The sequence below is a fragment of the Leifsonia sp. GW821-FHT13C09 genome, assembly GCF_058806435.1.
The window spans coordinates 936,601-950,631 of sequence record NZ_JBXAPS010000001.1 but is presented as its reverse complement, the minus strand read 5'-3'; the positions used below and the strand labels follow the sequence as shown (position 1 = coordinate 950,631).

The following is a 14,031-nucleotide window of genomic DNA, read 5'->3' as shown; positions in this document are numbered from 1 at the left end:
GGATGGGACAATGACGGGATGACCACACCCAGCCCGCTCGGCGGACGCGACCGGATGCTCTTCCCGACCATGCCCCGGGGAGAGATCGTGGCCACCTACGAGACGTACGTGGACGCCCAGCAGGCGGTCGACGTGCTGGCCCGCGCCGACTTCCCCGTCGCCAAGGTCTCCATCGTCGGCAGCGACCTCAAGAGCGTCGAGCGCGTGACCGGCAAGCTCACCTGGGGACGAGTGGCGCTCGCCGGCGCGGCCTCGGGAGCCTGGCTCGGCATCTTCTTCGGGCTGCTGCTGATCATCTTCTCGCCGACCGTCAGCTATGCGTTCGTGATCGCAGCGGTGCTGATCGGCGCCGGCTTCGGGATGCTCTTCGGCATCGTGTCGTACGCGATCAACCGCCGCCGCCGCGACTACACGTCGGTGATGCAGGTGATCGCGACCAGCTACTCGGTGCTGGTGGACTCCGACCTGGTCCACCGTGCGCGGAACCTGCTCGGCGGCGCCGCCGACGCCGCGGCCGCGCCGGCCGGCTTCGCTCCGCCGGCGCACCCGTCCGACCCGCCGCCCGCGCCGCCCGTCCAGCCGGAGCCGCAGCAGCCGCCGGCGGACGACCAGCAGCCGCCGGCGGACGACCAGCACCCCACGGCGCCGCCCGCCTGACCGCCGGTCAGCGGGCGCTGAGGCGGCGGACCCAGGCCTCCACGTCGTCCGCGGTACGCGGAAGAGCGATCGAGAGGTTCTCGGCGCCGTCGGCCGTCACGAGGATGTTGTCCTCGATGCGCACGCCGATGCCGCGGAACCGCTCCGGAACCGTGAGGTCGTCGGGCTGGAAGTACAGGCCGGGCTCGATCGTGAACGTCATGCCCGGCTCGAGCACGCCGTCCAGGTAGAGGTCGCGGCGCGCCTGCGCGCAGTCGTGGACGTCCAGCCCGAGGTGGTGGCTGGTCCCGTGCACCATGTAGCGGCGGTGCTGCTGGTTGTCCGCCTGCAGCGCCTCCTCCGCGCTGACCGGTAGAAGGCCCCACTCGGCGGTGCGCTGCGCGATGACCGCCATCGCGGCCGCGTGGATCTCGCGGAACCGGATGCCGGGGCGCACGATCGCGAAGGCGGCGTCCGCGGCCTCCCGCACCGTCTCGTAGACCAGGCGCTGGGTCACGGTGAACGTGCCGTCGATCGGGAGGGTGCGGGTGATGTCGGCGGTGTAGAGGCTGTCGACCTCCACACCCGCGTCGATCAGGATCAGGTCGCCGGGGACGACCGGGCCGTCGTTGCGCGTCCAGTGCAGGATGCAGGCGTGCGGCCCGCTCGCGGCGATGGTGTCGTAGCCGACCGCGTTGCCGTCCAGGCGGGCGCGGGCGTTGAAGACACCCTCCACGATCCGCTCGCCGCGCGGGTGGTCCACGATGCGGGCGAGGTCCGCGATCACGTCGTCGAAGCCCGCTGCGGTCGCCGCGATCGCGCTGCGCAGCTCGGAGAGCTCGAAGACGTCCTTGACCAGGCGCAGTTCGGAGAGGTCCCGGGCGAGGCGGTCGTCGTCGCTGTGGTCCTCGGGGTCCAGCGCGGCGTCGCCGGCCTCTTCGCCGGCCTCGGCTGCGAGCATCAGGCGGGCGGCGTCGACCCGGTCGGTCAGCTCGGGGTCGGCCTCGCGCAGCACCAGGGTGGACGCGTCGACCGCGTCGAGGACGGCCTCCACCTCGGCGATGGCGCGGGTCGGGAGGTCCAGGTCGCTGGCGACCTGCGCGAGCGACGGGCGCGCGCCGATCCAGAACTCGCCGATCTCGGGGTTGGCGTAGAACTCGTCCGAGTCGCGACCGGCGCGCTCCCGGAAGTACAGGGTGGCGACGTGACCGCTGTCGGAGGGCTCCAGCACGAGGACGCTGCCGGGCTCGGCGTCGGAGCCCCAACCGGTCAGGTGCGTGAAAGCGGAGTGCGCGCGGAACGGGTAGTCGGTGTCGTTGGAACGCTGCTTGAGGCGACCGGCCGGGATGATCAGCCGCTGCCCCGGGAACAGCTCGGACACGCGGGCGCGGCGGGCGGCGGCGTAGGCGGCCTGCGCGCGGGCGCCGGGCAGGATCTCCGGGCGCTCGGCCCAGTTGCTGCCGATGTACGCGCGGAAGTTCTCCGATCCGGGGGTGGTGGAGCGGTTCGCGGTTGCGCGGGGCGCTTCCTCGGCCGTGTCGCCGGATGGTGCGGCGGCAGGGGCGGGCGCGGTGGTGTTCTCGGACGACATGCCGACCATTCTTCCACTCCTAGGATGGTGGGCATGGCTGATGAGCGACGGTTCCGCGGTCCCGTCGACCTCCACGCGCACTCCAGCGTGTCGGACGGGACGGAGACCCCCGCCGAGCTGGTGCGCGCCGCCGCGGCCGCCGGGCTCGGCACGGTCGCCCTCACCGACCACGACTCGACGGCGGGGTGGGCGTCCGCCGCGGCGGCGGCTCCCGAGGCCGGCGTCACCGTCATCCCCGGCATGGAGCTCTCCACCCGGGTCGAGTTCGCCAGCGTGCACATGCTCGGCTACCTCTTCGACCCGGCGGACGAAGCGCTCGTGGCCGAGACGCGCCGCATCCGCGAAGGGCGGATGCGCCGCGCGGAGGACATGGTGCGCCACATCGCCGAGGACTACGACATCACCTGGGCGGATGTGCTCGCCCAGGCGACCGACGGGGCGACGGTCGGCCGCCCGCACATCGCCGACGCCCTGGTCGCGCGCGGTCTCGCGGTCGACCGCAGCGCGGCCTTCGCCGGCATCCTGCACTGGCGCAGCGGATACTTCCAGCCGCACTACGCGCCCGATCCGATGACCGGCATCCGGCTCATCCGCGGGGCGGGGGGAGTCCCCGTGCTCGCGCACCCGGCGACCAGCAGCCGCGGCGTCATCCCGGAGGACCGGCTGCGCCGGCTCGTCCAGGCCGGGCTGTTCGGGCTGGAGCTCGACCACCGCGAGAACCGGCCGGAGGGAGTGGCGGTGCTGCTCGGCTACGCGGCGAAGTACGGCCTCCAGATCACCGGCTCCAGCGACTACCACGGGTCGGGGAAGCCGAACCGGCTGGGCGAGAACACGACCGATCCGGCCGTGCTGGAGCTGATGATCGAAGAAGCGACAGGCGCGGCGCCCTTCTACGGATGAGCGTGACCAGCCGTTAGCCTGGTCGGCGGGGATCAGGAAGCGAGGTACGTGTGTCTCGGCGGTTCTGGAGGTCTTCCGTCGCGGTGGCGGCGCTGATCGGCGCCGCCCTCGTGGTTGCGGGCGGTGCTCCTCCCGCGAACGCGGACAACTACCCCTCCTGGAACGACGTTCAGGCGGCCAAGGCGAACGCCGCAGCGGCGCAGGCGGAGGTCGACCGGATCAACGGCCTGCTGGCGTCGCTGCAGACCGCGGCCAACGCGGCCGGCGACCTGGCCGTGAAGCGCCTGGGCGAATACGGTCAGGCGGAGGCGGCCCTCAAGGCGGCCACGGCCAAGGCGCAGGACCTCGGCCAGCAGGCCCAGGCGGCCGCGGCACGATCGGACGAGCTGCGGGCGGAGAGCGGCAAGTTCGCGGCCCAGCTCACCCGGTCAGGGACCTCGGACGTCTCGCTCAGGCTCTTCCTCGGCGGCACGGGCGCGCCCGGCGGGACCTCCGTGGCGACCACCGGCACCCGGCCGTCCCTGCTGTATCAGCTGGGCGCGGTGTCCAAGCTCGCCGACCAGGCCTCCAGCCTCTTCGCCCAGGCCGCCGCGCAGAAGAACACCGCCGCGGCACTCAGCGACCAGGCGGCAGCTGCGCAGAAGGTCAGGGACCAGCTCGACAAGGATGCCCAGAAGGCGCTGCAGGCGGCGAACGCGGCGAAGGCGGCGGCGGACGCGCAGCTCGCCGCCCAGAAGCAGCACGCCACCACGCTGTACGCGCAGCTCGCGTCGCTCCAGAACACCGAGGCCTCGGTCGAGCAGGCCTACGCTGCCGGCGTCGCTGCCGCCCAGGCTGCGCAGGAGGCGGCGGCCGCCGCGGCCGCGCGCCAGGCGGCGAACAGCGGCGGCAGTGCGAACGGTTTCGCGCCTCCGCCCGGGATGAACGTCGATCCGGCCGCCGCCCAGTCGTACGCGTCGAGCCGGCTGAGCGCGTTCGGATGGGGCCAGGACCAGATGGGCTGCCTGATCGCGCTGTGGAACCACGAGTCGGACTGGCGCGCCGACGCGTACAACACGTCGAGCGGCGCGTACGGCATCCCGCAAGCGCTGCCGGCCAGCAAGATGGCGTCGGCTGGATCCGACTGGATGACGAACCAGAACACCCAGGTCAACTGGGGCCTCGACTACATCAACCGTTCGTACGGCTCGCCGTGCGCCGCGTGGTCCTTCGAGATGAGCCACACGCCGAACTGGTACTGAACGACGACCTGACAGAACACGCCGCCTACCGGGGTCGGTAGGCGGCGTGTCCTGTCAGGTGGATGCGCTCAGCTCGCGGGCGTGGCGGGGGAGCTGCCGCGTGAACGACGGCGACGCCGGCGCGGGGCGCTGTTGCCGTCGCGGTGCTGCGAGCCGCCGCCGTCGTGCGTGCCTGCAGCGGGGGACTTGTCCTCGCCGGCGGTGGGAGCGGTGTGCGCGGAGCTCGACGCCTGGACTGCTTCGCCCTGGCCGGAGCCTCCCGAGCGGGTGCGCCGGCGGCGGTTGCGCGCGCGGGCCTCGCCCTGCGCGCCGGGGCCGGTGGAGTCGTGGCGGGCGCCGTCCTGCGTCTCCGGAGCCTTGACGGCCGGGGTCGACTTCGGCCGGCCCTTCGCGCCCTCAGGGATGTCGAGGTCGCTGTAGAGGTGCGGCGACGACGAGTAGGTCTCGGTGGGCTCGGGCTGGCCGAACTCCAGCGCACGGTTGATCAGGGCCCACTTGTGCAGGTCCTCCCAGTCCACGAACGTGACGGCGACGCCGGTCTTGCCCGCGCGGCCGGTGCGGCCGGCGCGGTGCAGGTAGGTCTTCTCGTCGTCCGGGATGGTGTGGTTGATGACGTGGGTGACGTCGTCCACGTCGATGCCGCGCGCGGCGACGTCGGTGGCGATCAGCACGTCCTTCTTGCCGGCCTTGAAGGCCGCCATCGCGCGCTCGCGCTGCTCCTGGTTGAGGTCGCCGTGCACGGCCGCGGTGTTGAAGCCGCGGTCGCCCAGCTCCTCGACCAGCTTGGCGGCGGCGCGCTTGGTGCGCGTGAAGATCACGGTCTTGCCGCGGCCCTCGGCCTGGAGGATGCGGGCGACGACCTCGTCCTTGTCGAGCGAGTGCGCCCGGTAGATGAGGTGCTTGATGTTCGCCTGCACCTGGCCCTCGTCGGGGTCGCTGGCACGGATGTGGATGGGGCGCGTCATGAAGCGGCGGGCCAGCGCGACGATCGGGCCGGGCATGGTCGCCGAGAACAGCATGGTGTGGCGCGTCGCCGGGGTCTGCGCGAACAGCTTCTCGATGTCGGAGAGGAAGCCGAGGTCGAGCATCTTGTCGGCCTCGTCCAGCACCATCTCCTTGACGTTCGAGAGGTTCAGCAGGCGCTGGCCGGCGAGGTCGAGCAGGCGGCCCGGTGTGCCGACGACGATCTGCGCGCCGGCCTTGAGCTGGGCGATCTGGCCCTCGTAGGCCTTGCCGCCGTAGATCGCGGTGACGGCGGTCGGACGGTTGGAGGCGGCCTGCTCCAGGTCCTCGAAGACCTGGACGGCGAGCTCGCGGGTCGGGACGACCACGAGCGCCTGGACGCCTGGCTCAGGGTTGAGGCCGAGCCGCTGGATGATCGGGAGGCCGAACCCGAAGGTCTTGCCGGTGCCCGTCTTGGCCTGGCCGATGATGTCCTGGCCGGCGAGGGCGAGCGGGATGGTCTGGGACTGGATGGGGAACGGCTCGATGATGCCCTTTGAGGCGAGGGCGTCCACCATGTCCTGGTCGATGTTGAGTTCTGAGAAAGTCACGTAAGGGTGCCTGTCGGTTCGAAAAGTGAGTCCACGCCCTGTTCTCGTCGCAGGCGCAGGGCCGTCGATCCTGCGCCGACGGCACCACAATCCTACTGGACCTCCCCGTTACACTGCTGTACGTGTCAACGTGGTTCACCAGACGCCGGCCCGCGGTCGAGCTGTCCCGCCTCCGCCCGCGCGCGCCTCAGGCGACGGTCCGCGTCGATCTGCACGAGGTCATGCCCGAGCTGCTGCCGTACCTCGGGCAGGCGGCGTACCTGCAGTTGGAGCAGTTCCAGACGCTTTCGCGGGTGGCCGCCGACACCGACGTTCTCGCGGCCAAGGAGGTCGTCTCCGTCGCCGCGGGCCTGGCGCTCTCCAAGCATCAGGGCATCGTGGCGGAGATCCGCCGGCGCGGGCACGAGCCCGCGGAGGTCATGCGGCCGTTCGCCGAGGAGATCGAGGGCTTCCGCGCGCTGCTGGTGGGCTCCGACTGGCGGGAGACGCTGCTGGCCGCGCTGATGACGGGCGGCCTGCTGGACGACTTCTTTATCCGGCTCGCGGGCGGCCTGCCCGGCGACGTCGGCCCGCGGATCGCTCAGCTGCTCGGGGCGGACTCCGGTCAGGAGGGTCTGCTGGAGGTGCTGCGCGGCGAGATCGCGGCCGACCCGCAGCTCGGGTCGCGGCTGGCGATGTGGGGGCGGCGCCTGGTCGGCGACACGCTGCTGGTGGCACGCTCGGCGCTGCACCTGTCTGGGAATCGCGCCGCGGACGAGGAGCGGATCGAGCCGATCTTCACCGAGCTGATCGCGGCGCACACGCGGCGGATGGACGCGTTGGGGCTGACGGCCTAGGCGTCGCCAACGGAGGAGATCCCTCGCGACACGCCCGACCGTGACAGTCAACGGAGGAGATGCGCGCCGCGGGAGGGGCGAAGTCCTCGGTTGCTGACCGGCGTCAGCGGGCGACGGCGCCGCGGGTGAGGGTGTGCAGGAGCTTGTCGTCGTGGGCGGTGCGCACGCGACCGATGACCACGTCGGCCACGATCACGACGACGCCGGTGCCCACCAGCGTGATCCACCAGATCCAGCCGCCGTTCCACTTCAGGCCGGCCCAGGTGAGGGCCACCCAGAGGATGCACGCGACGCTCACGCCCAGTGCGGGCATGAGCACGGAGCCGTGCGTGTGACGGTTGGGCAGGAGGTACCGTGCGCCGAGGCCGAGGATGGCGCCGGCGAGCGCGACGAAGAGCAGTTCCACGCTGGGGAATCTAGCCGACGAAGCCGATGCGGCGCGACTCCTCGGTGCCGACCTCCACGTACGCGATGCCCGCGGTCGGGACGATGTAGACCCGGCCCTTGTCGTCCGCGAGCTTGAGGATGCCGGTGCCGCTGCTGAGGCCGGCCTGGATCTGCTCGGTGAGCTCCTCGGCCGACTGGGCCGACTCGAAGCTGAGCTCGCGGGGGGCGTTGACGATTCCGATACGGATCTCCACGGGATGTGCCTTTCGAATCAGACCGGGCGGTTGCGAGTTCAGACTACGGCACGCGGCTCGCGGGCTCCGATCGCGTTCTCTGTCGGCGGACGCCGTTACCGTGAATGCATGTCCACCCGAGGCTTCCGTCCGCGCGTCGACGACGCGGCCGGCGGCCTCGCCGTCGCCCTCGACGACGCCCAGCGCGCGGTGCTCGCGCTGCCGGACGGCGCCTCGGCGGCCGTGCTCGGCGCGCCGGGCACGGGCAAGACGACCGCGCTGGTGGAGGCCATCGCCGAGCGCGTGCACGAGCGCGGCTACGCCGCCTCGGAGGTCCTCGCGCTGAGCGCCTCGCGCGCCGCCGCGACCGCGCTGCGCGACCGGATCTCGCTACGGCTCGGCGTGCCCACCCCGGGCCCGCTGGCCCGCACGGCGACCTCGCTCGCCTTCCAGCTCGCCGGCGAGCAGGCCAGGCGCAACGGCTGGGAACCGCCGCGGTTGCTCACCGGCGGCGAGCAGGACCAGATCATCGCCGAGCTGCTGGCCGGCCACCTGGAGGACGGCAGCGGGCCGGTCTGGCCTTCTGCGCTCGGTCCGGAGGTGCGGATCCTGCGCGGCTTCCGCACCGAGCTGCGCGAACTCATCGGCCGCTGCGCCGAGCGGGGCGTCTCGCCGTCGCGGCTGGCGGAGCTCGGCGCGATCACCGGGCGCGACGAGTGGCGCGCCGCCGGCCGGTTCATCGCGGAGTACCAGAGCGTGCTCGACAGCTTCCGCGGCGGCTACGTCGACGCCGCCGAGCTGATCGCCTCGGCCGTGCCGGTCGTGGCGGAGGGGAGCTCGCTGGACGGCCTCCGGGCGCTGTTCGTGGACGATCTCCAGGAGGCCACCGTCGCCACGATCGCACTGCTGCGCGCCGTCGCGGCCCGCGGCATCGCGGTCATCGCGTTCGGCGACCCGGATGTCGCCTCCACTACCTTCCGCGGCGCGGAGGTCGCTGCGCTCGGTCAGCTCGGCGCACGGCTCGGCGTCCCCGTGACGCGGATCGTGCTCGGCACCGCGCACCGCCAGACTCCGGTGCTCCGCGAGCTGACCTCGCGCGTCACCGAGCGGATCGGCGCGGCGGCGGTCGGAGTACACCGGGTGGCCGTCGCCGGCCGCGAGCAGCCGGAGGACGCCGGCCCGGCCGTCGTCGTCGTGAAGGCGTCGTCGGCTCCGGCAGAGGCCGCACGGCTCGCCCGGCTGCTGCGCGAGCGGCGGCTCATCGACGGCGTGCCGTGGAGCCGCATGGCGGTCGTCGTGCGTTCCGGCGCGCACATCCCGGGCCTCGCCCGCTCGCTCGCCGTCGCGGAGGTCCCGACCACCACCAGCATCGCGGGGCGTCCACTGCGCGACGACTACGCCGCCCGGCAGCTCATCACCATCGCGGGTGTCGCCCTCGGCGCGATCGAGCTCACCCCCGTCGTCGCGACGGAGCTGCTGCTCGGGCCGTTCGGCGGCCTCGACGCGATCAGCCTGCGCCGGCTGCGGCTCGCGCTGCGCCAGGAGGAGCTGGCCGGCGACGGCAACCGCCCGGGCGACGACCTCCTGGTCGAAGCGCTCGCGGGGCCCGCGAACCTCGCCACGATCGACTCCTCGCCCGCCCGCCGTGCCGCACGGCTGGCGGAGACGTTGCGCGTCGGCCGCGAGAAGGCGGAGGCGGGCGCCACCATCGAGGAGCTGCTCTGGCACGCCTGGGAGCGCAGCGGACTGGCGAAGCGCTGGCTGGAGCAATCCGAGCGGTCCGGCATCGTCGCCGACGAGGCCGACCGGCACCTCGACGGTGTGGTGGCGCTGTTCACCGCTGCCCGGCGCTTCGTGGAGCGCTCGCCCGAGCGTCCGGCCTCCGACTTCGTGATCGAACTCCTCGGCGCGGAGGTGCCGGAGGACACCCTCGCGGCCCGCACGACCGGCGACGCGGTGCTGGTGTGCACCCCCAGCGCGACGGTCGGCCGCGAGTTCGACGTCGTCGCGGTGGCCGGCCTCCAGGAGAGCGTGTGGCCGAACCTGCGGCTGCGCGGATCGCTGCTGCACCCGCAGGAGCTGGACGACGCCCTCGCCGGGCGCGGCGCGGACTCCGGCGCCACTCCTGACAGCGCCGACGACGGCCGGGACACCGCGGACCAGCGGGCGGCGGTCCTGAGCGACGAGCTGCGGATGTTCGCCCTCGCGGTCTCCCGCGCCCGGCGCCAGGTGCTGCTCACCGCCACCGCCAACGACGACGAGCAGCCCTCGCCGTTCCTGCGCCTCGCGGGAGAGCTCGCGGTCGAGGACGACGACCCGGGCATCCACCCGCTGTCGCTGCGCGGCATGGTCGGCCGGCTGCGCCGCCGGCTGGTCACGACCGGATCGCCCGACGCCGCCGACGCGCTCGCACGGCTCGCCGAGGCCGGGGTGGAAGGCGCCGACCCCGCCGACTGGTACGGGCTCGCCGAGCCGTCGACCACCGAGCCGCTCATCGACCTGGACGACCCGGAGGCGCGGGTGAAGGTCTCGCCGTCTCGCCTCGGGACGTTCGAGAAGTCGCCGCTGGCCTGGTTCGTTGACGAGATGGCCGCCTCCCCGAGCGGGCTGGCGGCCGGAATCGGCACCGTGGTGCACGCCGTGATGGAGGAGGCCGCCGCGACCGACGAGACGAGCGTCGACCTGCTCTGGTCGGGCATCGAGCGGCGCTGGGCGCAGCTCCAGTTCGAGTCGCCGTGGATCGAGGAGCGCGAGCGTCGCCGCACGCGCGGGCTGGTCGCCGGGGTGTCGGAGTACCTGCGCGACTTCGGGCGTGCCGGAGGCCGCCTGCTCGGCTCCGAGGGCGAGTTCCAGCTCGAGCTCGGCCGGGCCCGGATCAGCGGCAAGATCGACCGGGTCGAGGAGACCCCGGACGGCACCGTCGTGATCGTGGACCTGAAGACCGGGCGCACCGTCCCGACGGCGGCGGAGACGGCGTCGCACGCCCAGCTCGGCGTCTACCAGCTCGCCCTCGAGCACGGGGCTGTGGAGGCGGAGGGGCTGCCGCCGGGCGGCGCCAAGCTGCTCTTCGTCGCCAAGGGCGTGCGCGGCAAGGCATACCGCGAGGTCGTGCAGGAGCGCGTCGACGCGGACGCGCTCGTGCGGTTGGAGGAGCGCGTGGCCCGGGCGGCCGAGGGCATGGCCGGAGCGACCTTCGCCGGGGTGGTCGACCTCGGCGACCGCGACCCGCACGCGGCCTACGCGTACCGCATCCACCTCGTCCCGGCGGTCAGCGCATGAGCGGGGGAGCACGATGAACGACGACGGACTGCTGGAGCTGACGGGTGACGAGCCCGGTCTCGACCTGGTCGAGCTGGCCTTCGCCGCCGAGGCCGCGGCTCCCGAGCCGCAGCGCCCGGCCCGGAGCCTGAGCGCGGCCGAGATCGCCGACGCCCTCGGCCTCCCGCAGCCCACTGTGCAGCAGCAGGCTGTCATCGAGGCACCGCTCGCCCCCGCGATCGTGGTCGCCGGAGCGGGCAGCGGCAAGACGGAGACGATGGCGAACCGGGTGGTCTGGCTGCTCGCCAACGGCCTGGTGCGCGTGCCGGAGGTGCTCGGCCTGACCTTCACCCGCAAGGCGGCCGGGGAGCTCGCCGAACGGATCCGGCGCCGCATCGAACAGCTCGCGGCCTCCGGGCTCACCGAGGTGGTCTTCGACCCGTTCGATGCGCCGGAAGTGGCGACCTACAACGCCTTCGCCAACGCGATCTTCCGCGAGAACGCCCTGCTGATCGGCCGGGAGCCGGAGTCGGCCATCCTGAGCGAGGCCTCCGCCTGGCAGCTCGCCCGCCGGGTGGTGGTGGCCTGCGACGACGAGCGGCTGGTGGAGCTGGACAAGAGCGTGGACGCGGTCACCAGCGCCGTTCTGGACCTCAGCCGCGCGCTCAGCGAGAACGTCGCCGACGCCCGCGACGTGCACCGCATGGTGGAGGGCTTCGGCCGGCTGCTGGAGCTCCCCACCGGCAGCGGGCGGGTGAAGGACGCCTACGCCTCGGTCCGCGCGGCTGTGGCGTCGGTCGGCTCGCTGCCCCCGCTGCTCGACCTCGCGGAGCGGTTCGCCGACGAGAAGCGCCGCCGCGGTTTCGTCGAGTACTCCGACCAGGTCGCGCTCGCGCTGGCCGTGTGCGAGTGCCTGCCGGAGGTCGTCGCCGACTATCGCCGCCGCTACCGGGTGGTGCTGCTGGACGAGTACCAGGACACCTCCGTCGTGCAGACCCGGCTGCTGTCGTCGCTGTTCTCCGGGCAGGCCGTGATGGCGGTCGGCGACCCGCACCAGTCGATCTACGGCTGGCGCGGCGCGAGCGCGGCCAACCTGGGGCGGTTCGCCCTCGATTTCACCGGAGCGAAGGACGGCGCGGCCTCCTTCGCCCTCAGCACGAGCTGGCGCAACCCGACCACGGTGCTGGACGCCGCGAACACTCTGGTCGCCCCGCTCTCCGCCGACTCGCCCGTGCACGTCGAGCAGCTGCAGCCGCGACCCGGCGCGATCGCCGGCGAGCTCGACCACGCCTTCGGGCAGACCGTCGAGGACGAGGCGGCGACGATCGCCGAGTGGCTGCGCGTCCGCCTGGCCCAGCGGGATGCGCAGGGGATGCCGCCCTCGGCCGCCCTGCTCTGCCGGTCCATCAAGAAGATCGACGCGTTCACCGCGGCCCTCGCGACGCGCGGAGTGCCCTTCCACGTCCTCGGCCTCGGCGGCCTCCTCGAGCAGCCGGTGATCGCCGACCTGGTGAGCGCGCTGCGAGTCATGCACGACCCGACCGCGGGGTCCGAGCTGATCCGGCTGCTGACCGGGGCGCGCTGGCGGGTGGGTCCGCGGGACATCGCGGCGCTGCGGCGGGTGGCGAGCTGGCTGGCCGCCCGCGACCACCGCTTCCAGGCGCTCGACCCGGACGTGCGCGAACGGCTGCGCGGCTCGGTGGTCGCGGAGGAGTCGGCCTCCCTGGTCGACGCGCTCGACTTCGTGGTGGAGGCGCCAGAAGGTCACGGCCAGCTCGCTGACTTCAGCCCGGTCGGCCTCGAGCGGCTGCGGGCGGCGGGCGCGCAGCTCGACCGACTGCGGTCGCGTGCCGGGCTCGACCTCCTGGACCTCGTGACGCTGGTGCAGCAGGAGCTGCGGCTGGACATCGAGGTCGCCGCCAATGAGACCGCCCAGCTCGGGCAGGCCTCCCTGGACGCGTTCGCCGAGCAGGTGGCCTCCTATCTGGCCAGTGACGACCGCGCGACTCTCGGGTCGTTCCTGGCCTGGCTGGCGGAGGCCGAGCAGCGCGACAACCTGGCGCCGCGCAGCGAGGACCCGGAGCCGGGCACGGTGCAGATCCTGACCATCCACGGCGCGAAGGGCCTGGAGTGGGACGTGGTCGCCGTGCCGCGCATGGTCGAGGGGGAGCTCCCGGGGCCGCCGCAGAGCAAGCGCGGCTGGTTGGCGTTCGGCCAGCTCCCCAACGAGTTCCGCGGCGACTCGGCCGAGCTGCCGGTGCTGCCGTGGCGCAACGCGGAGGATCAGAAGCAGGTGGACGAGGCGATCTCCGCCTTCGAGGCCGCCAACGTCGCGCGGCACCTGGAGGAGCAGCGCCGCCTCATCTACGTCGCCGTCACGCGCGCGCGGCGCAGCCTCCTGCTGACCGGCTCGTACTGGTCGACGCAGTCCCGGCCGCGGTCGCCTGGCGCCTACCTGCTGGAGCTGCAACAGGCCGGGCTGCTGCCGGAGGACGCGTTCCCGCCGTGCGACGAGCCGGACGAGAATCCGCTCGCGCCGGAGTCGCGCACGGTGCTCTGGCCGCTCGACCCGCTCGGCGTGCGCCGCACGCGGGTGGAGGCCGCGGCGGCCGCGGTGCACGCCGCCCGCGAGCAGGGCCCGGGCGACGGCGGCGTCTACGCGCTCGACGTCGACCTGCTGCTCGCCGAGCGCGCCCGCCGCGAGGCGGAGGACGGACTGGTGGAGCTGCCGGCCCGCATCCCGGCCTCCCGGTTCAAGGACTTCGTGAGCGACCCCGCCGCCGTCGCCGCGCAGCTGCGCCGCCCGATGCCGGAGCGGCCCTACCGGCAGACGCGCGTGGGGACGCTCTTCCACCGCTGGGTCGAGGAGCGCTACGGCGTCGCGGGCGGCGCCACGGACGCTCTCGACGCGGCGGTGGCCGAGCTGGACGACCCCGCAGGTGAGATCCTGGGCGCCGAGGCGCTGGCCGAACTGCAGGCGACGTTCGCCGCGAGCGAGTGGGCCGATCGGGCTCCCGCCGAGGTGGAGCTGGAGATCCACGTCACGCTCGCCGGTCAGGTGGTGGTCTGCAAGCTCGACGCGGTCTACGCGGTCTCCGACGGCCGCCATGACGTCCAGATCGTGGACTGGAAGACCGGCAAGGCGCCGCGCGACGCCGCCGACCTGGAGCGCAAGCAGCTCCAGCTCGCCCTCTACCGGCTCGCCTACGCGAAGCACGCCGGCATCGACCCGGCCCGCATCGACGCCGTCTTCTACTTCGTGGCCGACGACCGCGTGGTCCGCCCCGAGCGGCTGTACTCCGAGGCGGAGCTGGTCGAGCTGTGGGACGGCGTGCGCGGCGCGTGACTCCGGAGCTTCCGCCGGTCACCCGCCCGAATCACCTGTAGCTCCGGAGG

The 14,031-nt window shown here is 73.2% G+C and carries 10 protein-coding genes; 6 read left to right on the top strand and 4 right to left on the bottom strand.

Going from position 1 to position 14,031, the window contains the following annotated elements; all coding sequences use genetic code 11:
* Nucleotides 1-18: 18 nt before the first annotated feature.
* The gene (locus AC1ROW_RS04575; protein WP_493017659.1) at nt 19-657 is read left to right on the top strand and encodes a YflT domain-containing protein; all 639 of its coding nucleotides are present in this window, start codon (nt 19-21) and stop codon (nt 655-657) included.
* 7 nt (nt 658-664) lie between these two features.
* On the opposite strand, the gene AC1ROW_RS04570 is transcribed toward AC1ROW_RS04575, so the two are convergent.
* Nucleotides 665-2,227, bottom strand: coding sequence for an aminopeptidase P family protein (locus AC1ROW_RS04570; RefSeq protein WP_493017658.1), 1,563 nt, complete (start codon nt 2,225-2,227; stop codon nt 665-667).
* A 33-nt stretch (nt 2,228-2,260) separates the two neighbouring features.
* Here AC1ROW_RS04570 and AC1ROW_RS04565 point away from each other — a divergent pair, with 33 nt between their 5' ends.
* Both AC1ROW_RS04565 and AC1ROW_RS04560 read left to right on the top strand, forming a co-directional pair.
* Nucleotides 2,261-3,127 (top strand): PHP domain-containing protein, encoded by an 867-nt coding sequence (locus AC1ROW_RS04565; RefSeq protein WP_493017657.1) that lies wholly within the window; start codon nt 2,261-2,263, stop codon nt 3,125-3,127.
* An 83-nt stretch (nt 3,128-3,210) separates the two neighbouring features.
* Nucleotides 3,211-4,368 carry an aggregation-promoting factor C-terminal-like domain-containing protein gene (locus AC1ROW_RS04560; RefSeq protein WP_493017656.1) on the top strand — a complete coding sequence of 386 codons (1,158 nt, stop codon included), beginning with the start codon at nt 3,211-3,213 and terminating at the stop codon, nt 4,366-4,368.
* Nucleotides 4,369-4,436: 68 nt separating this feature from the next.
* Here AC1ROW_RS04560 and AC1ROW_RS04555 read toward each other — a convergent pair whose 3' ends face one another.
* The gene (locus tag AC1ROW_RS04555; protein WP_493017655.1) at nt 4,437-5,921 is read right to left on the bottom strand and encodes a DEAD/DEAH box helicase; all 1,485 of its coding nucleotides are present in this window, start codon (nt 5,919-5,921) and stop codon (nt 4,437-4,439) included.
* 122 nt (nt 5,922-6,043) lie between these two features.
* Between AC1ROW_RS04555 and AC1ROW_RS04550 the strand changes: the two genes are divergently transcribed.
* The gene (locus AC1ROW_RS04550; RefSeq protein ID WP_493017654.1) at nt 6,044-6,757 is read left to right on the top strand and encodes a ferritin-like fold-containing protein; all 714 of its coding nucleotides are present in this window, start codon (nt 6,044-6,046) and stop codon (nt 6,755-6,757) included.
* Nucleotides 6,758-6,860: 103 nt separating this feature from the next.
* Here AC1ROW_RS04550 and AC1ROW_RS04545 read toward each other — a convergent pair whose 3' ends face one another.
* Both AC1ROW_RS04545 and AC1ROW_RS04540 read right to left on the bottom strand, forming a co-directional pair.
* Nucleotides 6,861-7,163, bottom strand: coding sequence for a hypothetical protein (locus tag AC1ROW_RS04545; RefSeq protein ID WP_493017653.1), 303 nt, complete (start codon nt 7,161-7,163; stop codon nt 6,861-6,863).
* Nucleotides 7,164-7,173: 10 nt separating this feature from the next.
* Nucleotides 7,174-7,398, bottom strand: a complete 225-nt coding sequence (locus tag AC1ROW_RS04540; protein ID WP_493017652.1) for a DUF3107 domain-containing protein — start codon at nt 7,396-7,398, stop codon at nt 7,174-7,176.
* Between the two features lie 108 nt (nt 7,399-7,506).
* Here AC1ROW_RS04540 and AC1ROW_RS04535 point away from each other — a divergent pair, with 108 nt between their 5' ends.
* A complete protein-coding gene (locus tag AC1ROW_RS04535) occupies nt 7,507-10,656 on the top strand; it encodes an ATP-dependent helicase (RefSeq protein ID WP_493017651.1) in 3,150 nt (1,049 codons plus the stop codon).
* A 13-nt stretch (nt 10,657-10,669) separates the two neighbouring features.
* On the top strand, nt 10,670-13,981 hold the full coding sequence (locus AC1ROW_RS04530; RefSeq protein ID WP_493017650.1) for an ATP-dependent helicase: 3,312 nt from the start codon (nt 10,670-10,672) through the stop codon (nt 13,979-13,981).
* Nucleotides 13,982-14,031: the final 50 nt, after the last annotated feature.

Excerpts from the sequence above, each read along its gene's own strand:
- AC1ROW_RS04575 (WP_493017659.1), top strand. The coding sequence starts at position 19 with ATGACCACACCCAGCCCGCTCGGCGGACGCGACCGGATGCTCTTCCCG.
- AC1ROW_RS04570 (WP_493017658.1), bottom strand. The coding sequence starts at position 2,227 with ATGTCGTCCGAGAACACCACCGCGCCCGCCCCTGCCGCCGCACCATCC.
- AC1ROW_RS04565 (WP_493017657.1), top strand. The coding sequence starts at position 2,261 with ATGGCTGATGAGCGACGGTTCCGCGGTCCCGTCGACCTCCACGCGCAC.
- AC1ROW_RS04535 (WP_493017651.1), top strand. The coding sequence starts at position 7,507 with ATGTCCACCCGAGGCTTCCGTCCGCGCGTCGACGACGCGGCCGGCGGC.
- AC1ROW_RS04530 (WP_493017650.1), top strand. The coding sequence starts at position 10,670 with ATGAACGACGACGGACTGCTGGAGCTGACGGGTGACGAGCCCGGTCTC.